At 70.3% G+C, this 19,152-nt stretch carries 20 protein-coding genes; 6 read left to right on the top strand and 14 right to left on the bottom strand.

Features of this window, described 5'->3' with window-relative positions; translation table 11 throughout:
* Positions 1 to 28: 28 nt before the first annotated feature.
* Together ACWD68_RS13205 and ACWD68_RS13210 are read right to left on the bottom strand one after the other, a co-directional pair.
* Positions 29 to 616 carry a hypothetical protein gene (locus ACWD68_RS13205; RefSeq protein WP_451806520.1) on the bottom strand — a complete coding sequence of 196 codons (588 nt, stop codon included), beginning with the start codon at positions 614 to 616 and terminating at the stop codon, positions 29 to 31.
* Positions 617 to 671: 55 nt separating this feature from the next.
* A complete protein-coding gene (locus ACWD68_RS13210; protein ID WP_451806521.1) occupies positions 672 to 1,202 on the bottom strand; it encodes a helix-turn-helix domain-containing protein in 531 nt (176 codons plus the stop codon).
* A gap of 164 nt (positions 1,203 to 1,366) precedes the next feature.
* Between ACWD68_RS13210 and ACWD68_RS13215 the strand changes: the two genes are divergently transcribed.
* Entirely contained in the window at positions 1,367 to 2,242 is an 876-nt protein-coding gene (locus tag ACWD68_RS13215) for a GNAT family N-acetyltransferase (RefSeq protein ID WP_451806522.1), read from the top strand.
* Here the strand turns inward: ACWD68_RS13215 and rox are convergent.
* A complete protein-coding gene (gene rox / locus ACWD68_RS13220; RefSeq protein WP_451806523.1) occupies positions 2,185 to 3,747 on the bottom strand; it encodes a rifampin monooxygenase in 1,563 nt (520 codons plus the stop codon). The two genes, ACWD68_RS13215 and rox, sit on opposite strands and share 58 nt — an antisense overlap.
* A gap of 686 nt (positions 3,748 to 4,433) precedes the next feature.
* Between rox and ACWD68_RS13225 the strand changes: the two genes are divergently transcribed.
* Together ACWD68_RS13225 and ACWD68_RS13230 are read left to right on the top strand one after the other, a co-directional pair.
* Positions 4,434 to 5,288: a nitroreductase/quinone reductase family protein gene (locus ACWD68_RS13225; RefSeq protein WP_451806524.1), complete on the top strand. Its 855-nt coding sequence runs from the start codon at positions 4,434 to 4,436 to the stop codon at positions 5,286 to 5,288.
* Positions 5,285 to 5,956 carry an SDR family NAD(P)-dependent oxidoreductase gene (locus ACWD68_RS13230; protein WP_451806525.1) on the top strand — a complete coding sequence of 224 codons (672 nt, stop codon included), beginning with the start codon at positions 5,285 to 5,287 and terminating at the stop codon, positions 5,954 to 5,956. The genes ACWD68_RS13225 and ACWD68_RS13230 overlap by 4 nt, the downstream gene beginning before the upstream one ends.
* A gap of 69 nt (positions 5,957 to 6,025) precedes the next feature.
* Here ACWD68_RS13230 and ACWD68_RS13235 read toward each other — a convergent pair whose 3' ends face one another.
* The 6 genes from ACWD68_RS13235 to ACWD68_RS13260 form a co-directional block, all read right to left on the bottom strand.
* Positions 6,026 to 8,239: a HelD family protein gene (locus ACWD68_RS13235; RefSeq protein ID WP_451806526.1), complete on the bottom strand. Its 2,214-nt coding sequence runs from the start codon at positions 8,237 to 8,239 to the stop codon at positions 6,026 to 6,028.
* Between the two features lie 91 nt (positions 8,240 to 8,330).
* Positions 8,331 to 8,966, bottom strand: coding sequence for a TetR/AcrR family transcriptional regulator (locus ACWD68_RS13240; RefSeq protein ID WP_451806527.1), 636 nt, complete (start codon positions 8,964 to 8,966; stop codon positions 8,331 to 8,333).
* On the bottom strand, positions 8,963 to 10,051 hold the full coding sequence (locus ACWD68_RS13245) for a phosphotransferase (protein ID WP_451806528.1): 1,089 nt from the start codon (positions 10,049 to 10,051) through the stop codon (positions 8,963 to 8,965). Before ACWD68_RS13245 ends, ACWD68_RS13240 begins: the two co-directional genes overlap by 4 nt.
* On the bottom strand, positions 10,041 to 10,745 hold the full coding sequence (locus ACWD68_RS13250; RefSeq protein ID WP_451806529.1) for an HAD family hydrolase: 705 nt from the start codon (positions 10,743 to 10,745) through the stop codon (positions 10,041 to 10,043). The genes ACWD68_RS13245 and ACWD68_RS13250 overlap by 11 nt, the downstream gene beginning before the upstream one ends.
* Positions 10,735 to 12,075, bottom strand: a complete 1,341-nt coding sequence (locus tag ACWD68_RS13255; RefSeq protein ID WP_451806530.1) for a phosphotransferase family protein — start codon at positions 12,073 to 12,075, stop codon at positions 10,735 to 10,737. Before ACWD68_RS13255 ends, ACWD68_RS13250 begins: the two co-directional genes overlap by 11 nt.
* Positions 12,076 to 12,162: 87 nt before the next feature.
* Positions 12,163 to 13,056, bottom strand: coding sequence for a GntR family transcriptional regulator (locus tag ACWD68_RS13260; protein ID WP_451806531.1), 894 nt, complete (start codon positions 13,054 to 13,056; stop codon positions 12,163 to 12,165).
* 175 nt (positions 13,057 to 13,231) lie between these two features.
* Here ACWD68_RS13260 and ACWD68_RS13265 point away from each other — a divergent pair, with 175 nt between their 5' ends.
* The gene (locus tag ACWD68_RS13265; protein ID WP_451806532.1) at positions 13,232 to 13,405 is read left to right on the top strand and encodes a hypothetical protein; all 174 of its coding nucleotides are present in this window, start codon (positions 13,232 to 13,234) and stop codon (positions 13,403 to 13,405) included.
* A gap of 11 nt (positions 13,406 to 13,416) precedes the next feature.
* Here the strand turns inward: ACWD68_RS13265 and ACWD68_RS13270 are convergent, their stop codons facing one another.
* The 3 genes from ACWD68_RS13270 to ACWD68_RS13280 all read right to left on the bottom strand — a co-directional run bounded on the left by ACWD68_RS13270 (position 13,417) and on the right by ACWD68_RS13280 (position 15,998).
* Entirely contained in the window at positions 13,417 to 14,160 is a 744-nt protein-coding gene (locus tag ACWD68_RS13270; protein ID WP_451806533.1) for an HAD family hydrolase, read from the bottom strand.
* Positions 14,160 to 15,044 carry a FadR/GntR family transcriptional regulator gene (locus tag ACWD68_RS13275; RefSeq protein WP_451806534.1) on the bottom strand — a complete coding sequence of 295 codons (885 nt, stop codon included), beginning with the start codon at positions 15,042 to 15,044 and terminating at the stop codon, positions 14,160 to 14,162. Before ACWD68_RS13275 ends, ACWD68_RS13270 begins: the two co-directional genes overlap by 1 nt.
* Positions 15,045 to 15,116: 72 nt before the next feature.
* A complete protein-coding gene (locus ACWD68_RS13280) occupies positions 15,117 to 15,998 on the bottom strand; it encodes a GntR family transcriptional regulator (protein ID WP_451806535.1) in 882 nt (293 codons plus the stop codon).
* 186 nt (positions 15,999 to 16,184) lie between these two features.
* Between ACWD68_RS13280 and ACWD68_RS13285 the strand changes: the two genes are divergently transcribed.
* Positions 16,185 to 16,379, top strand: coding sequence for a hypothetical protein (locus tag ACWD68_RS13285; protein ID WP_451806536.1), 195 nt, complete (start codon positions 16,185 to 16,187; stop codon positions 16,377 to 16,379).
* On the opposite strand, the gene ACWD68_RS13290 is transcribed toward ACWD68_RS13285, so the two are convergent.
* Positions 16,369 to 17,277: a winged helix-turn-helix domain-containing protein gene (locus ACWD68_RS13290; RefSeq protein WP_451806602.1), complete on the bottom strand. Its 909-nt coding sequence runs from the start codon at positions 17,275 to 17,277 to the stop codon at positions 16,369 to 16,371. The genes ACWD68_RS13285 and ACWD68_RS13290 overlap by 11 nt on opposite strands.
* Before the next feature lie 216 nt (positions 17,278 to 17,493).
* On the opposite strand from ACWD68_RS13290, the gene ACWD68_RS13295 reads away from it, so the two are divergent.
* Positions 17,494 to 17,679, top strand: a complete 186-nt coding sequence (locus ACWD68_RS13295) for a hypothetical protein (protein ID WP_266760158.1) — start codon at positions 17,494 to 17,496, stop codon at positions 17,677 to 17,679.
* A gap of 165 nt (positions 17,680 to 17,844) precedes the next feature.
* Here ACWD68_RS13295 and ACWD68_RS13300 read toward each other — a convergent pair whose 3' ends face one another.
* Entirely contained in the window at positions 17,845 to 19,113 is a 1,269-nt protein-coding gene (locus ACWD68_RS13300; RefSeq protein ID WP_451806537.1) for a GNAT family N-acetyltransferase, read from the bottom strand.
* Positions 19,114 to 19,152: the final 39 nt, after the last annotated feature.

Below are 19,152 nucleotides of genomic sequence, written 5' to 3' on the forward strand. Positions count from 1 at the left end.
AAGGCGGAGTTGTCCTGCCGCCGCTCGCCTACTTCGCGGGCGGAGTCGTCTTCTTGGCGACCGGCTTGCGGACCGGGGCCTTCTTCGCCGGGGCCTTCTTGGAGGAAGCGGACTCGGCGGCGGCCGCCGGCTTCTCCTCTTCCTTGACCTCGACCGTCTCGGTGTTCGGCTCGACGGCGATGGCGAGCTCCTCGATCTCCTCGGCCGCCTCGCCGCGCCAGGTCCGTACGGTCTGCTCGCCGTGCTCGGCGACCTTCTCGTACGTCTCCCGGGCCTTCACGGCGTACTCGGCGGCGACGCCGACACCGCGCAGGGCGAAGTCCTGAGCGGACTCACCGAGCTTCTTCAGGTCGGTGTCGAGGGTGCTGAGGAGTTCCGTCACCTTGGTCTGCAGGCTCTCCTGCGCCTCCTTGGCGCGGGCGGTGGCCTTCTCCTGGACGGCGTTCGGGTCGATGTTCTTCACGGTGTCGATGCGCGCCGGAGCCTCGGCACGGATCTGCTCCACGATGCCGGGGACCTTCTTCGCCTGCTGTACGGCCAGGTCGGCGGTGCCGGCCAGGAAGTAGAGCGGGGTCGGGTCCGTGGCGGCCTTGCGGATGTCGTCGGTGATGGCCATGACGATGGTCCTCCCGTAATCGCTTTCAGCTGAGGGTTCGGTGATCCGCATGCGGTCAACTCGCGGTCTGCTGCGGACCGGCATCGCTGCCGTCGGCCGTGCGGGGGCCGCGGACGGCGGTGTCCTGTGAAGGCTGGGCGCCCGGTATGTCCTGAGCCGCGGATACGTCGGTGCCGTGACCTTCGTCGGTCCCGGGCACGTCGGTGCCGTGAGCGGTCTCGTCCGCCGGCGCGATCTCGAATCCGTTCTCCTTGCGGAAGGACTCGTAGATCTGGAGCAGCACCTGCTTCTGCCGCTCGTTCAGCGTGGGATCGGCGAGGATGACGGCACGCGTCTCCACCTCGTCCCGGTCCCGCTCGGCGTCGAGAATGCCGGCCCGCACGTACAGCGTCTCGGCGGAGATCCGCAGCGCCTTGGCGACCTGCTGGAGCACCTCCGCGCTCGGCTTGCGCAGCCCGCGCTCGATCTGGCTCAGATACGGATTGGACACCCCGGCGGCGTCGGCGAGCTGCCGCAGCGACAGCTGCGCGTTGCGCCGCTGTTCCCGCAGATACTCACCAAGATTGCCGACGTTGAGCGATGCCATGCCCCCACCTTGCCGCACCCTCGCTAACTATTGCAAGCACCTGCTTGCAAAAGTGTGTCACGCCACTCCGCGCGGCCCTCCGAGCGGATCCGCGACGCTGTCCCGCGTTCGAGGTGAGCGCACCGGCCTGTTCCCCGCGGCGAGCGCATCGGAAATCATGAAGCATGCGAACGGACGGCTGGCACTTCACCGAAGACGTCGACGACTTCCTCACCCGAGCCGGGGACTTCCTGCGCTCACGGCCCGGTCTGCACGTCATGCCGCTGACGTGGACCGCGAGACTGCGAACACGCGGGGTGGACGCGTTCGGCACCGAAGCCCCCCTCTTCGGCACGCTGAACCGGGCGGGAGAGGTCCACGCCGCCTGCTACCGCCTCCCGTCCCGCGGTCTGGGCCTCACCCCGCTCACGCCCGAGCAGGCCGACACCCTCGCCGCCCGCCTGGCCGCCCTCGGGCACTCCCTTCCCTCCGTCGGCGCGGACCACGGCACCGCCACCGCTTTCGCCGAGGCCTGGCAGCGGCACACCGGCGCGACGCCGAAACTCCGCGACATACGGCTCCGTCTGTACCGACTCGGCACGCTCACCCCGCCGGAGCCGCCACCGGCGGGCCGGGCCCGTGTCCTGGGCGAGCAGGACCTCGAGGAAGTCATGTTCTGGTGCGGCGAGTTCGCCAGGGCGGTCGGGGAGGTCGTCTCCCTGGACGCGGGCTCCTGGGCCGGATCCCGCTTCGCCGACAAGCGCTACACATTGTGGGAGACCCCGGACGGCACTCCCGTCTCCGTCGCGGGCATGAACCCGTTGATCGGCGGCCAGATCCAGGTGGACATCGTCTACACCCCGGCCCGGCTGCGCGGGCGCGGCTACGCGGGTGCCGTGACGGCGGAGGTGAGCCGGGCCGCCCTGGCCGCGGGCGCCAGGGAGGTCGTGCTGTTCGCGGACCTGTCCAACCCCACCAGCAACGCCCTCTACCAGCGCCTCGGCTATCGCTCGCTCGCCGACTGGGGCGCGTACGACTTCACGGGTGCCGAGCCCGCATGATGCCCGGACCCCTCTGACACAGGACGGCCACGGACGCTCGCTCGACCGGTGGCGGCGCCGAACCACCGGGGCAGCCGGCCGAGCAGGTCCTGCTGGTCCTCGCCGGCCCAGGCGACATGGCCGTCCGGTCGCAGCAGGACCGCGGGGACGTCCAGTTCCTCGCTGCCGTCGACGACGTGGTCGACCCGGTCCGCCCACCCCGCCACCGAGAGGCTGCCGGTCCGGTCGAGCAGCAGTCCGCGTCCGTCGTGCATCAGCTCGTACAGGCGGCCCTGCTTCAGCCGTACGTCCCGCATCCGCCGGCCCAGCAGCGCGTGGCCGCCGGTCGCGTCGCCCTCGTCGGTCGCGTCGCCTTCCTGGCCGACGTCGTAGCGCACGTCGACCGCCGTGATCATCCCGGTCACGTACCGGTTCACCTCTTCGAAGTCCATCAGCTTCGAGAGCAGCTCCCGCAGCGCGACCACACCCGCGTCGGTCCCCAGCAGCGTGATCTGCGCGCGGGCGTTGTCCAGCACGCGGGCGCCCACCGGGTGCCGTTCGGCGTGGTAGCTGTCGAGGAGATCCTCCGGCGCCCAGCCGTCGACCGCGGCGGCCAGCTTCCAGCCCAGGTTGAAGGCGTCCTGCACGCCGAGGTTGAGCCCCTGCCCGCCGGTCGGCGGGTGGATGTGCGCCGCGTCGCCGGCCAGCATCACCCGGTCCACCCGGTAGCGCTCGGCCTGCCGGGTGGCGTCGCCGAACCGGGACAGCCGGCGCGGGGAGTGCACTCCGAAGTCGGTCCCCGCGACCGCCCGGAGCCGCTGTCTGAACTCTTCGAGGGTCGGGGCGGTCGACCGGTCCTCGGACACGCCGTCGGCGGGCACGATGACGCGATACGTCCCGTCCCCGTTGGCGATCGCGCCGAACCGCAGATGGGTCCTGCGGACTTCCGCGACGACGGCCTCGACCTTCGCCGGATCCTCGGTCATCTCCATGTCGCCCAACAGCGTCTCGACCGTGGCGGGTTCGCCGGGGAATCCGACGCCGAGCAGCCTGCGCACCACGCTGCGGCCGCCGTCGCACCCGACGAGGTAACGCGAGCGCAGCCCTGTGCCGTCCGCCAGTTCGACGCTCACCCCGGCCCCGTCATGGCTCAGCCCGACCACTTCGCAGCCGCGCCGGATCTCTGCGCCGAGTTCGACGGCACGCTCGTGGAGCAGCCGCTCGGTGACCGGCTGCAGAGTGGAGAGGCCGTACGGGTGCGCGGTGTCCAACCGGTCCGGCCACGGCTTCATGATGCCGCCGAAAAGACCGCCCACCTGGAACTTCTCACTGACCGCGAGGAACCGGTCCAGCAGCCCCCGCTGGTCCATCACCTCGACGCTGCGCGCGTGCAGGCCGCGCCCGCGGGTCTCCCTGGTCGGCTCGGTCAGCTTCTCCAGAACGACCACGTGCACACCGTGCAGCCGCAGCTCGCTCGCCAGCATCAAGCCGGTCGGCCCGCCGCCGACCACGATCACGTCCATCACGAGAACCCCCCTATGACGATGTTGCGTCGGGGCCGGCCCGCTCCGCGCGTCCCACCGGCGGTTCGACGTCCTCGCGCGACGCAAACGGTGACAACAGCACACGTACTTCACGCATCACTGCTTTCCGTGGATTCCGGCCCAGGTCGACGATTCTGCGGCACGACCCGGACCTTGCCGCAAGCCCCCCGGTGCGCTATACGTTGAGAGTGGCAAGGAGCGGCTGACCTCCTTGCCTTTGTCTTTCGCGGCTCTCCATGCCTGAAACACGGGAACACCGTCACCGTCGCCGATTCGGCCGTCCTTACGGAAATCGGTATTGCCTCGCGCGGCGGAGAGGCATTACGGTGACGTTCATGACTGCCGGGTCGGCCTTGTGCCGTGAGCGAATTGGGTGCCCGGCCTCCGAGTGAGGCCGGGGCGGGCCAGAGCGCCGCCCCCTTCTTCTTTCTCCGTACGAGTTCTCTCCTCGTACGCCTCCCCCTGCGTGCCCCCTGCGTGCGCTGCCTGTGTGCGCCTCCTGCGAGCTCGCGCGAACCCCGCCGCCCGTAGGCGCCTCCCTTTGCGTACCCCTCGTCCGGGGCACCGGCCTGCGCACGCGATCACGCAATCCACCGAACGCCCGAGCACCGCGGACCGCATTCACCCCGCGGTAATCCACCCTGCCCGAAAACAGGAAAAGGAAGAGAATGCCCAACCCCTTCAACCAGCAAGTCATCGAGGAATTCCGCGCCAATGGCGGGCGCGTCGGCGGTTATTTCGAGGGAGCGCGGCTGATTCTGCTGACCACCCTCGGGACACGGACGGGAACCCCGCACACGACCCCCGTCGGCTACTACCCCGACGGCGGCGAGCGGGTGCTCGTCATCGCGTCGGCCGGTGGCGCGCCCCGGCATCCCGACTGGTTCCGCAACCTCGTCGCGCATCCGCGGGTGACCGTCGAGGACGGCGTGTTCAGGTACGAGGCGGAGGCCGTCGTGCTCGAACGCACCGAGCGCGACCGCGCCTTCGCCCGTGCGGTGGAGGCCGACCCGGGGTGGGCGGAGTACCAGGCGAAGACGGACCGCGTCATCCCCGTCGTCGCCCTGCGCGCGCTCCCCAAGGACGGGCCGCCGGACATCAACGCCGACTCCATGGCCGAAGCCCTGAAGGCCGTCCACGGCGCCTTCCGACGCGAACTCGCCCTGGTCCGCGAGGAGGTGACGGCGCAGGGCGCGGCGTCCCTGGGCGCCCAGCTCCGCGTCAACTGCCTCACTCTCTGCCAGGGCCTCCACAACCACCACACCGGCGAGGAGCTGGGCATCTTCCCGATGCTCGCCGGCCTCCGTCCCGAAGCGGCGCCCGTCCTCGACCGGCTGCGTCACGAGCACGGACGGATCGCAGAACTCCTCGACGAGCTGCGCCGGGTCGTCGCTGCCGAGGACGCGGACCCCGGCCGCGTACTCTCCGAGGTGGACCGCCTCACGAGCGAACTCGAAGCCCATCTGACGTATGAGGAAGAGCAGTTGATCCCACTCCTGGAACCTGCCGGAGCGACCCCGTGATCGCGCTCGTCACCGGCGCCAACCGAGGTATCGGCCGTGAGGTCGCCCGCCTGCTGGCCGCCGCGGGCCACACCGCGTATCTGACGGCCCGCTCCGCGGAGGCCGCCGCCGACGCCGCCGACGCCATCGGACTGCCCGGTGTCCGCCCGCTCCGCCTCGACGTCACCTCCGAGGCGGACATCGCCGCGGCGGCCCGGGACATCGACGCCCTCGACGTGCTGATCAACAACGCGGCGATCACGTACGACACCTGGCAGCGCGCCACGACGGCCGACCTGGACGTCGTACGCCAGGCGGCCGAGACCAATCTGTACGGGCCCTGGCGGCTGACCCAGGCGCTGCTCTCGCTGCTGCGCGCGAGCGAGCACCCGCGGGTCGTGAACGTCTCCAGCGAGGCCGCGTCCCTCACCGGCATGGGCGGCGGAACCCCGGCCTACTCGGCGTCGAAGGTGGCTCTCAACGCCCTGACCAGGATGTTCGCCGCCGAACTGCGTTCCGACGGGATTCTGGTGAACGCGGTCTGTCCGGGCTGGGTCGCGACCGACATGGGCGGGCCGGGCGGCCGCCCCGTCGAGGAGGGCGCCGCGAGCGTCGTCTGGGCGGCCACCCTTCCGGACGACGGCCCCACCGGAGGCTTCTTCCGCGACGGCCGCCCCCTGTCCTGGTGAACCGCCGGGGTCATCAGGACAGGGATCACCAGGACAGGGATCACCGAGGCTGCGGGCACAGGACAGACATCACCAGGGCAGGGGCCGCGTGTGGATCACGTCCAGGCGCGACACCGCCCGGGTCAGCACGACGTAGAGCCGGTGCAGCCCGCGGGACTCCGCCTCCGCGATCGCGGCCGGTTCCACGGCCACGACATGGTCGTACTCCAGCCCCTTGGCGAGACTCGCCGGCAACACCGCGACGCGGGCGCCCGGTTCATCGGCTCCGGCCGCGCTGATCCCCGCGGCGCCGAGCGCCTCCCGTACCCGTACGACGTCCGTGTCGGCGGTGATGACTCCGATGGACCCCTCGTGTCCGAGCGCCTCCCGCACGGCCGCGACGGTCTCGGCCGACGGGTCGGAGGTCGGCCGGATCGTCAACTCGCCGTCCCTGCGGAGGGATCGCGCCGGAGGAACGCCCACCGCGAGGCGGTCCAGCACTCGGTTGGCGAGTTCGACGATGACCTCGGGCACCCGGAATCCGGTCGTCAGGGGGATGACGTCGGCATCCGGTTTACCGAGATGGACCAGGATGTCGTCCCACTCCCGGGCCGCCCAGGGGGTCGTGCCCTGCGCCAGGTCGCCGAGCACGGTCAGCGAACCGAAAGAGGCCCGCCGCGCGATCGCCCGGCACTCCATCGGCGACAGATCCTGCGCTTCGTCGATCACCAAGTGGCCGTATCCCTCGGGGTGTTCGATGAGCCCGGCGATCTCGTCGAGGAGGACGAGATCGGCGGCCGACCACCGCGCGGACTTCCACGAACGCGGTGGCTTCACCCACAGGACCGCCTTCCGCTCGTCGGCGTCGAGGATCCCCTCTGCCGCGCGCTCCAACGCGTCGGCGTCGGTGAGGAGCCGGGTGAGCAGTTCCTCGGGACGCACCCGGGGCCACACCGTGTCGACGTACGCGCCGACCGGCCGGGCCCGCGAGATCCGCTGCGCCCAGGCGTTCGTCTGCGGCCCGGCCCGCAGCTCGGCCCGCTCCCGCACGTACCGCACGACCCGCGTCCGCACCCGCTCCCGCCCGACGGCGTACGGCGGCTCCTCGGCGCGTACGTCGTCCACGATGCGGCGCAGCACGCCGACGGGGACGCGCCAGCGGTACGTTCCGTCCGGCACGGCGAGGGAGTCGGCCGGTACGCCGATGTGCCCGTACAGCGCCCGGCGCAGCACCTCCGCCATCCGGGCGTCGTGCTTGACGACCGCGGCACGTTCCCCGTCCTCGCCGGTCACCGGGTGGCCGGCGATCTCCTCCGCGATCGTCGACTGCCGTACACCGGTCTCCCCGAGGGCGGGCAGGACTTCCGCGATGTACGACAGGAACGTGCGGTTGGGGCCGAGGATCAGCAGTCCGCCGCGGCGGATGCGCTGCGGGTGCGTGTAGAGGAGGTAGGCGGCCCGGTGCAGGCCGACGGCCGTCTTGCCGGTGCCCGGGGCGCCCTGCACACAGACCGAGGCCGCGAGATCACCTCGTACCAGATCGTCCTGTTCGGGCTGGATGGTGGCGGCGATGTCCCGCATGGGTCCGACACGGGGGCGCTCGATCTCCCCGGCGAGGATCGAACCGCCGTAGCCGGCCGGGGCCCCGGCAGCCCCGCTTTCGCCGAGCCCGGACCCCTCGCCGTAAGTCTTGCCGCAGCCCTCGCCGTCGACGCTCCGGCTCCCGATGCCCGGGCCTCCGGCATCGGGGGCCCCGGGCGGCTCCGACCGGATCCGTTCCGCCCCCGTCCGCTCCGCCCCGATGGGCTCGTCCTCCAGGCCCGTGAGGTCGCCGGAGTCACCCCGGCTGCCGGGGGCCCAGCCGAAGCGGCGGCGGACGGCGACGCCCTGGGGGGCGCGGACGCTCGCCTGGTAGAAGGCGCGCGAGACGGGGGCGCGCCAGTCGACGACGAGGGGCGGGGCGGCGGGGTGTTCCCTGATCCGCAACCGCCCGATGTGATAGCACTGCCCGGCATGGTCGCCAGCCGCCGCTCGCGAGTCCTCGAAGTCCAACCGGCCGAAGAACAAGGGCCCTTGGGGAAGTTCCCGCAACTCCTTCGCCTGGCTGCGCAGCACATACCCGAGCACCTCGGCGTCGGCGCCGGAGGCGGAGACGTCCTCACCGGTGACGACCTGCTCCTCGGCGCCGTCGACCATCGCGGCGAGGGCGGCGCGGCAGGTGTCGTGAAAGGCGCGCTCACGGGAGAGGAAGCGGGCGAGCGGCGGGTCGGGGGCATGCCCCGGGGAGGGGTCGGGTGGCGTCATTCCATCCAGCGTAGCGGAATAACGTTACCGAGTAACATTTTTTACCCGGGCAGATCAGGTCCGGGCCCGCATACCCGTCCGCCCGCCTCTGTCAGGCAAGCCCCGGAAACCCCGCCGCCACCTGCGCGAAGGCCCGCTCGGCCGCCGCCACCGCGTCCCGACGCACATCCGCCGCGTGCTCCCCCGCCGTGATCCGTCGCACGTTCTCCTCGGCGAGGATGCGGCGCACGGCGGTGATCTGTCCGGCGGCGAGCCGTGCGTCGAGCGGGTCGCCCAACGGCTCGGCGAGGGCCTCGGCGAGCGCGGCCTCGGACCGCTCCAGGTACCCGTACAGCCGCGCCACCAGCGACGGCGTCCCGTAGAGCAGCCGCTGGAAGGCGAGGACGGCGGGATGTTCGTTGAGTCCGGTGACGGGATCGTCGCGCCGCAGCCCGTCCAGGAAGTGGTCGCGGAGCGCGTCGATCGCGGACCTCCCGGCGGCCCGTCCTTCCTCGACGACCCGCGCGGCCTCCGTCTCGTGGTCCGCGAACCGGTGCAGGACCAGGTCCTCCTTGGACGCGAAGTACCGGAAGAGCGTCGGCTTGGAGATCTCGGCGGCGGCCGCGACCTCGGCGACGGACACGGCGTCGAACCCCTTCTCGAGGAAGAGGGCGATGGCGGTGTCTGAGACAGCCTGGTACATCCGCTGCCTCTTGCGTTCGCGCAGTCCCGCGGTGCCGCTGCTCATGGTCGTGAAGCGTAGCTCCGCCGCCATCGCGTCAACGCCACCGCCGTCTCCCACGGCGTCGGCACCGTGGCCAGGCCGAGCGGCTCGGCACCCGCCTTCAGCACCCTGCGCAGCCGCGGCACAGTCACCCGCAGCGCGGCGCCGTCCGCCAGGCTGAGCGCGGCCCTGATGACATCCGTGAAGACGGACTGCGCCCGCTTGAACGCGATGATGCGGGACAGATCCGACCGCCAGCAACGCGAGGCGCCGACCGCCACGCCCTCCACCGCCGCCGTCCAGCGTTCGGCCACCCGCCGGGCCTGGCGCGGAGGGTAGCCCATGAGATAGAGGTGCGTGGCGAGGTCGTACAGCGGATCGCCGAAGACGGCCAGCTCCCAGTCGATGGCCCACAGCCTGTCCTGGGGATCGATGATCAGGTTCTCGCGGTGCAGATCCCCGTGGAGCAGCTGGAACGGACGCTCCGAGATCCCGCCGAGGCGCTCCCGCAGCCGCCGGAACGCGTTCCCGTCGATGCCGAGATCCCGGAAGAGCGTCCCGAACCTGTGCTCGTTGCGCCCGTACACGTTCTCCTCGGCGAACAGCACCAGGCGGTCGATGAAGCCGTGGCTGTCACCGTCCGCGATGCGGCCCTCCGCGCGGGGGTACCGCCGGACGCGGAGGGAGTCCGGTCGTATCGAGGCCAGTTCCCCCGCCAAAGCGATGAGCTGGGCGACCATGGCGGGGGGTATCCCCGTCCCGTGCCGGAAGCGCGAGCCCAGGGTCTCGCCCTCGATGTACCGCTGGAGTGGCACGGATCCGACGTGGGTGACGTCCGGGATCCCCCGGACACGGCCCGCCAGCGCGGCGAGCAGTTCCTCTTCCCCCACGAATGCCCGCCGGTCGAACCAGATGACGTTCGCCCTCGGTTCCCTGAGCTTCCACCGGCTCGGCCCGTCCCCCCTGTCCGCGCCCTGGGGAAGCGGGAAGGCGTACGTCTCGTGGTGGTGGCCCGCCAGAGGCCCGTGCAGGGGCTGCGCCCCGGCGACTTCCGCAGCGCGTCGGCGGGCGCGTCCAGTCGTGTCAGGTGCCGCGTTCTCACGCCTCATCAAGGAGAAGAGCATACGAGCTGAGCACGACCGTGGCGCCGGCATCGCGCAATCCGGATTCCTTGCGGGCGTTGCGCCCGTAACCGATGAAGCGCACTCCGGCCCGCGCCGCCGCCCCCACGTCCGCCGGGGAGTCCCCGATCATCACCGCGTCCTCGGCGCGCAGCCCCAGGCTGCGCAGGGCCCGGAGGACGACATCGGGGTGCGGCTTCATCAGATGGACGTCGCGGGTCCGGCCGTGGACCACGTCGAAGCAGCCCCGCAGCCCGTGGGATTCGAGGTAGTAGGAGGCGGCCCGGGACGAGTTGTTGGTGACCACGGCGAGCCGGAGTCCCCTTCCGGACAGCGTCCGGATGAGCCGTGCCGCGTTCGGGGTGGGCCGGGCCCGCCCGGCCGCGTCCAGCTCCCGGACACTGACCCGCTCCTCCAGCACCCCGACCAGGCCCTCGTGCTCGCGGCGGCCCCGGTGCACGGCCCGGAGGACGGCGTGCGGGTCCTTGTCCCTCGCCTCCCCCGCCGTCAGAAGGCCCCGGGCGCCCTCGCGGGCCACGAGTTCCCTGAGTTCGTCCGCGACGGGCAGCGACGAGTCGTCGGGAAAGAGCCGGCACACGGGGCCGTCGAAGTCGAAGAGCACCCCGCGCGCGGTCGCGAGCAAGGCGCGTACGTCCTCGATCTCGTCGACGTCAACAGCCATGTCGTTCCAGACCTCCCAGCAGTTCCGGCAGTTCCGGCCGTTCCGGCGACTCGCGCGCGTCGAGGCGCGCCGCTCCGTCCGCCGGCCTGCGGAACGCCATCCGCGCGGCACCGCGCCCACGGGAGAACTGCCGTCGGCCCGCGGACTCGTCCGCCTCCCCGGCCGGCGGCCGCCCGCCGCCGCGGGTGGAGTCCTTCGGTTCGTCCCGGAGCCGCTTGCCGGGTGCGCCCTTGGCCCGGTCCTCGGTGTGCCACCGCCGCAACGCCTGTGCCGCGGCGCGCTCGTCCAGCGGCTCGCCCCCGAGGGCGAGTGGCCGCCAGGCGCGCCGCAGCGTGCGGCACACCCCGTCGGCGGCCGCCTCGAAGTGGGTGTCCTGCGGCCGGGCCGGCAGGGCGAGGGCCGCGCGCATGATGTCGGGGAACACCGACTGGGCGTGCTCGAAGTCCAGGTAGCGGCCCAGGTCGCGGTCCAGTCCGGCGGTCTTCTCCGGATGGCCCGCCCGCCGCATCGCATCGGCCCACATGCCGGTCATGAGCTCCCGCTCCGACTCGTCGTAGTCCATCCGCACGAGGTGGGTGGCCAGGTCGTGCAGCGGGTCCCCGAACAGCGCAAGTTCCCAGTCGATGACGGCGACCCGTTCCTCGTCCTCGACCTGCGTCAGCACCACGTTGGCCCGGTGGACATCCGTGTGGAGCAGGGTGAACGGGCGTCGGGTGAGGTCCGGTACCGACCGCAGGAAGCGGTCCATGGCGTTCCGGGGCACTCCGACCGCCTCGAAGAGCCCTCCGAAGCGCGGCCGGTTCGGCAGATGCACCCGTTGCTCGGTGAACCGGGCCAGTCGGCGCAGGAAGCCGGCGCTGTCGCCGTCCGCAGGCCAGTCGTCCGGGGGGTCCGGGAGGGCCTCGCGCGGCACATGGGCCAGCCGGGCGAAGAAGTCCGCCAGCGCCTCGAGCCTCGCGGCCCCGACCGGCCCCTTCGGGACCACATCGGCCAGTGCGCTGCCCTCGAGATACAGGTGCACGGACCAGGTGCCGAAGTCCGCCAGGCAGCGCGGGACTTCACCCAGCCGTTCGCTCACCACCCGCAGCACATCCGCTTCGCGCCGCCAGTGGCGCGGCACGACCTCCACCGTCTCGAACGGCATACGGAACTTGGCCCGCACCTGTCCGGATTCCGCACCCAGCAAATAGGCCAGTGGCCGGCCCAGCGGCGCGATGTGATTGCGGTTGTGGTGACCGGTGACGGTGGCACCGCCGGGACGGCGTCGCTGCACCTCCGCGAGCGCGCGCACCAGCGCGCGGTGTGCTCCAGGGGGCAGGTGAGGCGCCATGAGCGCACAGGGTAGCGGGTGGCGTGATTCTCATCACAGCGTGTCACTATCTGGACACCTCCCTGCCCGAAGCCGACGAACCAGGCCCTAACCAGCTTCGTTTCGGCCAGACTTCGGCTGCTTGGCGAGCCGGTCCCAGTTGGAGTCGAACCAGTCCCGGCAGTCGGCGAAGTACGAGCCCTGGCGGGCGTTCTCCTCCTTGGGCCGCGGATGGTGATGAAGGGTCGCCCCCACGCCCTTGACGTCCACGGCGTCGACGATGCTCATCCCGTCCTCGAGCCTGATCGGCCCCCTGACCGGGGAGTAGAAGCCGACGAGCGCGTCGGCGTCATTGACGATGTAGAGCTTGAACTGCGGGGTCCACGGGACCCTGTGGACCTCCAGGGCGGCGTCGACCCCCTTGGCCTTGAGCCGCTCGCAGAAGTCGCTCATGTCGGCGACGTTCATCCGCGCCCTGTTCCGCCAGCGCCGGTGGACCCGGCCGTCCTTCGGATCCCAGGCACGCGGGTAGAGCAGCTCCGTGTCCTCCGAGGGCAGCATCATCCGTACGCGTACGCGGCGCGGAGCGATCTCCTCGGCCTCCACACGCCCTACTTGCAGGTCGAAGAGGCCGACGAACGACTCGCCCGTCAGCGCGGAGACGTCCAGGGACACCTCGGCCTGCCAGAACGCGTCGTGCATGAAGTTGTAGAGCTGTGGCCGCCCTTGAGGGGTGGACGCCGACGGAACCTTCAGGACCCTGCTGCCGCTGCCCTGCCTGGAGGTGATCCACCCTTCCTCGGCCAGCGCCTTCAGCACGTTCTGGACGGTGTCCCGCGAGACCCTGAGGTCGCGGGCGAGGGTCCGCTGCGACGGCAGCATGTCGCCCTTGCGGTACGTCCCGTCCGCCAGCCGCAGCCGCAGGGCGGTCTCCACACGCTGGAACGGCCGGCCGCCGCTCTCATCGCCTTCCGGACCGGTCTCAGGATCTGATGCAGTCACAGGCTGAACCTACCGCCTTCCCGCACCGATGACACCACTTCCCGTCAAGAATACCCACCTATTGGACTGGTGGTTAACGGATCAACCCAACCGGGAACAGTCAACCTAGAGCAACCAGTCCAATTGGTCGACAGGTTGACGCTCGTCTGGGGGGACCATGAAAGAGTCGGAGTGGGTGGAGATCGGCGTAGGCGTCACGCTCATAGTCATCGAGCAGGAGCTCCGGGGGGCCTTTGGCGCACTCGGCCTTTTGGGCTTCCTTCTGCTGACAATTGGACTGAGAGCGTTCAACACGACACTGGCCTACGCGGGCGCACTGGTGCTGATCATGCTGACGGTTCAGGCATAGGACCGGACGGCTCAGGAATGAGCGCGCACGGCACGCAGCAACGGCTCCAGCGAGCCCATGATGCTCTGCGGCGGCACCCCGGCCTCCAGCAGCACCCTCGCCTTGGCGGGGTTGCGGGCGTAGCCGAGGAAGGGCACCCCGGCCCGGGCCGCCGCCGCGTGATCGGAGGGGGTGTCGCCGATCATCAGCGAGGCCTCCGGCGACGCGCCCATCGCGTTCAAGGCGCGCTTCAGGGTCGCCGGATGCGGCTTGAGCAGGCTCAGGTCCTGCGTACGGCCGTAGATGTACGGAGCGAAGCAGGGCATGAGGCCCCGTCCGCTCAGGTACGACGTCACCGTCCGGGCCGAGTTGTTGGTGGCTATGGCCAGCCTCGCCCCGACCGCCACCCAGGTGCGGATCAGCGGATCCGCGTAGGCCGTCGGCATCGCGTTGCGTACGGCCTTCAGCTCCTGCTGCGTGAGGCGTTCTTCGAGCTCCGCCACCAGATCGCTGCCGGGATGCCGTCGGGCCACCGTACTCAGCACGCCGTGCGGGTCCGGACGGCTGCGCTCGTCCTCGGTGAGCACCGCGTACAGGCCCCGCTCCTTCAACCACTTCACCTGATCCCGGGCGATGACCTCCGCCGAGTGGCCGGCGAACAACTGGCAGATCGGGCCGTCGAAATCGAAGAGGACATACCGTGTCTGTGCGACCAGTTCCCGAACATTCTCGATCTCACTCGTCACCAAATCGGTCTGTCCAGTCTCAGCAGTCACTAAGCGAGTGTCGGCCAGTCGGCGTACGTTGCCCAGACGGCGTTGAACGCTTTCTGCTTCTCCTCGACGAGCGCGGCGTCCCGCGGACCGTCCTCGAGCCGGAACGCGAACAGGGGCGTGTTGAATCCCCGCACGTCGTAGACCTCGATCTCGTAGCCGTCGGGGTCGTCGCTGGGCGGGTACTTCGCCGTCACATAGTCGCCGAGCAGCACCTGTTCACCGTTCAGCACGTAGCACTTCTGCATCGGCGTGGTCGGGAGCCAGCCGAAGGAGACGGTCGCCCGGATGCGCCTGACCTCGCGCCAGGCGTAGAACGTCCGCTCCATGACCGTCCTCTGGTTCTGGATCTGTCTCCTCAGCTTCTTCTGGACGGCCGCCGTCAGTTCCCGCTGGACGGCGGCCGTACGCTCAGGCCGGGGCACCGGGACGGGAAAGGCCAGTTCGACCTGCGGACCCGGCAGCAGACAGCGCATGGTGATCGACTCGGGGCACACCGTGCCCTGTTCGATGACGCCCCGCATGTGGTTCAGCCCCAGCATGAGCGTCTCCGCCGTGAAGCAGACCGCGTCGATCGTCACGTCGGGGGACGAGAACGCCTGCACCAGGTGGTCGTTCAGGCTCAGGACGGTCGCCCTGGGCCGCTGAGGCTCGTCCGGCGGCAGTTCGGCCACGCGCGGCGGGCTCCCCTTGGAGACGTTGTCGAGCAGTCCCGCGTCCTTGAGTATCTGCAGAGCCAGCCGGACGGTGCCCCTCTCGACCTGGAACTCCTCCGCGAGCTCGGCCTGGGTCGAGAGCCGTTCGCCCGCCTTGAGGACGCCCTCGTGCATGCGCTCCCGAAGGGTGTCGGCGATCTCCTGCGGTGTGGTCTTCCGGCTGCCGTTCACTGCCACGTTCTCCTGGTTCACAAGCGGTCTCCGGGCGCCGTCGTGGCCACCGAGTGTGGGGCGCGACGTGCGTCAGGTGAGTTTCAGGTTCGTGGTGATGGTTTCCCACAGAGCGTCGAACCACCTCTGGGATTCGTCGACGAACGCGTCGTCCCGCCCGCTCGTTCCCTTCTCGAAGGAGAAGAGGAGGGACGCGGAGCCGAGGGTGTCGTACATCTCCAGGGGTGCGCTGTCCACGGTCTCCTCGCGCTTGCTGATCATGTAGTAGGCGATCAGCGCCTCCGCCTGGTTGAGCAGGTAGAGCTTCACCGGCGGCGTGAACGGGAGCGCCCGGAAGGTCACGCGGACGTCGATGCCGTGGGACGAGCGCAGGGACTGGAGATTGTGACGCAGGACCTGCCCCTGGGCGTTGCGCTGCTCCAGCCAGCGCCTGTGGACCGGGTCGTCGTCGCTGCGGCCGTCGACGGAGATCGGGAACGCCAGGTTGATCTCCCGGCTGGGCAGCAGGATCCGGACGTCAATGCGCTCCGGGCGGATCCTGCCGTCGTGGATCTGGCGGACCGGCTCACCGAGCGCCACCATCAGCGTCTCCGCGGTGAGGCAGGCCGCGTCGATCCGTACGTGCGGCACGGAGAACGCCTCGGCGAGACGGGGCGCGAGGCCCACCATCGTCGGCTGCGGTCCGTCCCTGGTGGGGGCGATGTCGGCGATCCGCGGCGGACTGCCCTTGCTGACATTGCTGAGAAGGCCGTCCTCCTGGAGCGCGCGCAGCGCCATCCGGACCGCACCGCGCTCGACACCGAACTCGTCGGCCAACTCCGCCTGGGTGGGCAGGCGGTCGCCCGCCTTCAGGTCGCCGGATCGGATGCGCTCCCGCAGGACGTCGGCGACCTGCTGGGGCGAAAGCCTTCTGTCGCTGTCACTCACCACAACGTTCTCCTGAGTCACGACCAAACGGTACAACTCTCCCCCATCTACGGGGAGTTGTTTGAAAGTTGTTTATGCACGGTCACCAAGTGGGGACAACATAGGCACAGTTGGTTGCCAACTTGGCCAAGATGGCGGAACTTTTGCCTCCTCTCGACCATCTGCGGCATCTACCACCCCGAGCACGTCACTGCAGAAGCAGGAGGAACCACCATGCCCGTCATCGCCCTCCTCTCCGCCGTCTTCGTCGTCGGCTTCGAGCAACTCGTTCAATGGCAGTACGGACCGGCGGGCATCGTCGGGCTGCTGCTGCTCACCATCGGGATCAAGGCGAAGAGCCCCACGTGCAGCTCCGTCGGGGCCGTCGTACTGGCCCTGCTGGTCGCGGGGCCGGCCATCAGTTCGTGAACAGCAGTTCCGAACTGATCGTCTCCCACAGCGCGTTGAACCAGAGGTGGGACTGTTCCACGAACGTGGTGTCCCGCAGTCCCGCCCCCTGGCCGAACGGGAACAGCATCGACTGCGTGCCCTCGGCGTCGTACATCTCCAGGTATTCGTGGTCGATCTCCTCGCCCCGCCGCGTGAGCGTGTAGTACGCGAAGAGCGCTTCCGCCTCGTTGAGCAGGTACAGCTTCACGGGCGGGGTGAAGGGCAGCGCGCGGAAGGCGACCCGCACGTCGATGCCGTGCGTGGCCCGCAGCGCCAGCAGATTGTGCCGCAGGACCTGCCCCTGGGCGTTGCGGTTGGCCAGCCAGTTGCGCTGGAGCCGGCCGTCGGAGCCCGCATCGACCGGCGCCGGGAAGGCGAGTTCGATGTCACTGCTCGGAAGCAGCACACGGACATCCACCCTGGCTGGTTTTATTCGCCCGGCGTGAATCTGCCGCAGGGGCTCGCCCATGGCGAGGGTCAGCGAGATCGACGTGAGGCAGAGTGCGTCTATCGCCACACGAGGAGCGGCGAAGGCGGCCGCTATGCGCGGGCCGAGCGCCACCGTAGTGGGCAAAGGTGCGGCTCCGGGCCCGGTCAGAGCCCTCTCCGGATGGTCCGCGACCGTCGCCGGGCTCCCCTTGGACACATTGACGAGCAGGTGCTCCGACTGCAGGATGCGCAGCGCCTGGCGCACCGCGCCGCGCTCGACGCCGAACTCGTCGGCCAGTCTGGCCTGGGTCGGCATGCGCTGGCCGGCCCGCAGCTGACCGGACCTGATCCGGCTGCGCAGCTCGTCGGCCACCTCACGGTGTGACCTCGGCGGCCGTGGTGACCTGTTCCGCCCGTTGACGGCGGCATGCTCCGGCTCCACAACCAGAACACTACAACTTCCCGCCATCTTTGGGCAGTTGCCGGATAGGTGGTTATTAGTCGCCCCAACACGGAGATAACTAAGAATGAGTTGGTAGCCAACTTGCACAACATGGTCAAACTTCCGGAGGGTTGGCCGCCGAAGTGCCGCCTGCACGCCAGGTGGTCCAGGCGGACGGTCCTCAGCGGGGGTCCGCCTCCCCGTCCCGAAGGAGGGACCGTCATGCCGCTCGTCGCCCTCGCCGTCGCCGCCCTCGCCATCGGATTCGAGCAACTCATCCAGTGGGAGTACGGGCCGATGGGCATCATCGCGTTCGTCGCGCTGTCCGTCGGGCTCAAGGCCAGGAACACCATGATCAGCGGCATCGGGGCCGTGATCCTCGTGATGCTGCTCGCCCAGTCCGGCTGACCGGACGCCACCGTCCGCCAGTCCGGCCGACCGGGCTCCCCTCCGGAGGGGAGCCGGGAGCCCGGTCGGTCCGCACCACCGCACCACCACAACCACAACTGAATCGCTACGGATCAGAACTCGGCACCCGCGTGGAAGGAGAACCACCCGACCGGCAGCAGCAGTTCAGAAGATGTCCGGGCACCACGGTCGCCTGGACGTCCGCAGCAGGGCGTCGGCAACGGAGGCGGCGCCCTCTTGCCGTTCCCGGACCCTGTCCAGCGCCACCAGCCGTACCGCGGACTCGTCACCGAGCCACAGCATCGCCAGGTCCGCCACGGACAGGGTCAGTTGCGCCTCCTCGGTGGTCGGCGCGCAGGTCGCCGTACCGTCCGGGGCGGCCTGGAGCCGATAGCGGCCGCCGGCCGGCCCGCTCCCGTCCAGCACCTCCAGCACGAGCGTCCCGGCAGCACCGTACGTCCGTGCCTCCAGAGCCCGTACGACGTCCAGGATCCGCACCCAGAGCCAGTCCGACTGGGTGGTGATGCGGGCGGCGCGCGGGTCCGGCAGGAAGTGCGGCAGCAGGTCGTCGGGGGCGCGTCGGCCGGTCTTGACCCGGGCGATCCAGTCGATCGAGCAGAGGTACCACCACAGGGCGCGCTCGGCCGCCGGCGTCACCGCGAGCAGCCAGTTCACCTCCGCCGTGTTCTGGGGCTGGTTGGCGTCACCCCAGTTGTCGTCCGACTCGTAGGAGACCAGACCCTCGACCTCACCGGACGCCGAGCGGTACGCGGCGTAGAACGGTTCCTTCCAGGGGTCGCCGCCGAGGTTCAGCAGGCCGGTGTTGATCTGCCACCAGCGGTCGTCCCGACCGACCGCGCCGGGCCGTTCGCGCCGGAACCGTTCGTGCAGGTCGGGACCTGTCTTGCGGACGTCCTCGGCGTCCACGAGGTCGATACGGCCGCCGTCGGCCGGACCCGCCCAGCGGGGGTCAAGACCGGTGCGCGGTACGTCGATGGTCCACTCGGCGTTCGTGGTGACGGCGCCGAAGCCGTACCGGCCGTAGATCGGGTACTCGGCGGCGATGAGCGTCGCGACGACATCGCCCCGCTCCTTGGCCGCCGCCAGGTCGGCCTCCATCATGCGGGTGAGGAGGCCCCGGCGGCGGTGCGTGGGCGAGACGGTGACGCTGGAGATCGCGTCCGCCGGGACGGTCGCTCCGCCGACCACGGTCAGTTCCTGCGGGAACGACCTGAACGTCGCCACACAGCGGTTCCCGTCGAACGCGCCCAGCGTCCTCGGCAGGATGAGCGCCGACGCCCGGGCCTCGGCCTCCTGCTCCGAGACGGCCGGCGACTGCAGGAACCCCGTCTTCAGCGCACGCAGCCAGCCGGGGATGTCGGGGTCGGTGATCGGTCGTACATCGATCGTGTCGATGGCGTCGTGCGGGGTCATGGGGCCACGCTAGGTGTCCGCCGAAGGAGTGTCGCGGGG

The organism is Streptomyces sp. NPDC005141, assembly GCF_053599975.1.

Bases quoted from the DNA above. Each gene is read 5' to 3' on its own strand.
- ACWD68_RS13295 (WP_266760158.1), top strand. From the start codon at position 17,494: ATGCCGCTCGTCGCCCTCGCCGTCGCCGCCCTCGCCATCGGATTCGAG.
- ACWD68_RS13215 (WP_451806522.1), top strand. From the start codon at position 1,367: ATGCGAACGGACGGCTGGCACTTCACCGAAGACGTCGACGACTTCCTC.
- ACWD68_RS13245 (WP_451806528.1), bottom strand. From the start codon at position 10,051: ATGAGGCGTGAGAACGCGGCACCTGACACGACTGGACGCGCCCGCCGA.
- ACWD68_RS13300 (WP_451806537.1), bottom strand. From the start codon at position 19,113: ATGACCCCGCACGACGCCATCGACACGATCGATGTACGACCGATCACC.
- ACWD68_RS13205 (WP_451806520.1), bottom strand. From the start codon at position 616: ATGGCCATCACCGACGACATCCGCAAGGCCGCCACGGACCCGACCCCG.
- ACWD68_RS13240 (WP_451806527.1), bottom strand. From the start codon at position 8,966: ATGAGCAGCGGCACCGCGGGACTGCGCGAACGCAAGAGGCAGCGGATG.
- ACWD68_RS13225 (WP_451806524.1), top strand. From the start codon at position 4,434: ATGCCCAACCCCTTCAACCAGCAAGTCATCGAGGAATTCCGCGCCAAT.
- ACWD68_RS13210 (WP_451806521.1), bottom strand. From the start codon at position 1,202: ATGGCATCGCTCAACGTCGGCAATCTTGGTGAGTATCTGCGGGAACAG.
- ACWD68_RS13255 (WP_451806530.1), bottom strand. From the start codon at position 12,075: ATGGCGCCTCACCTGCCCCCTGGAGCACACCGCGCGCTGGTGCGCGCG.
- ACWD68_RS13235 (WP_451806526.1), bottom strand. From the start codon at position 8,239: ATGACGCCACCCGACCCCTCCCCGGGGCATGCCCCCGACCCGCCGCTC.
- ACWD68_RS13285 (WP_451806536.1), top strand. From the start codon at position 16,185: ATGCCCGTCATCGCCCTCCTCTCCGCCGTCTTCGTCGTCGGCTTCGAG.
- ACWD68_RS13250 (WP_451806529.1), bottom strand. From the start codon at position 10,745: ATGGCTGTTGACGTCGACGAGATCGAGGACGTACGCGCCTTGCTCGCG.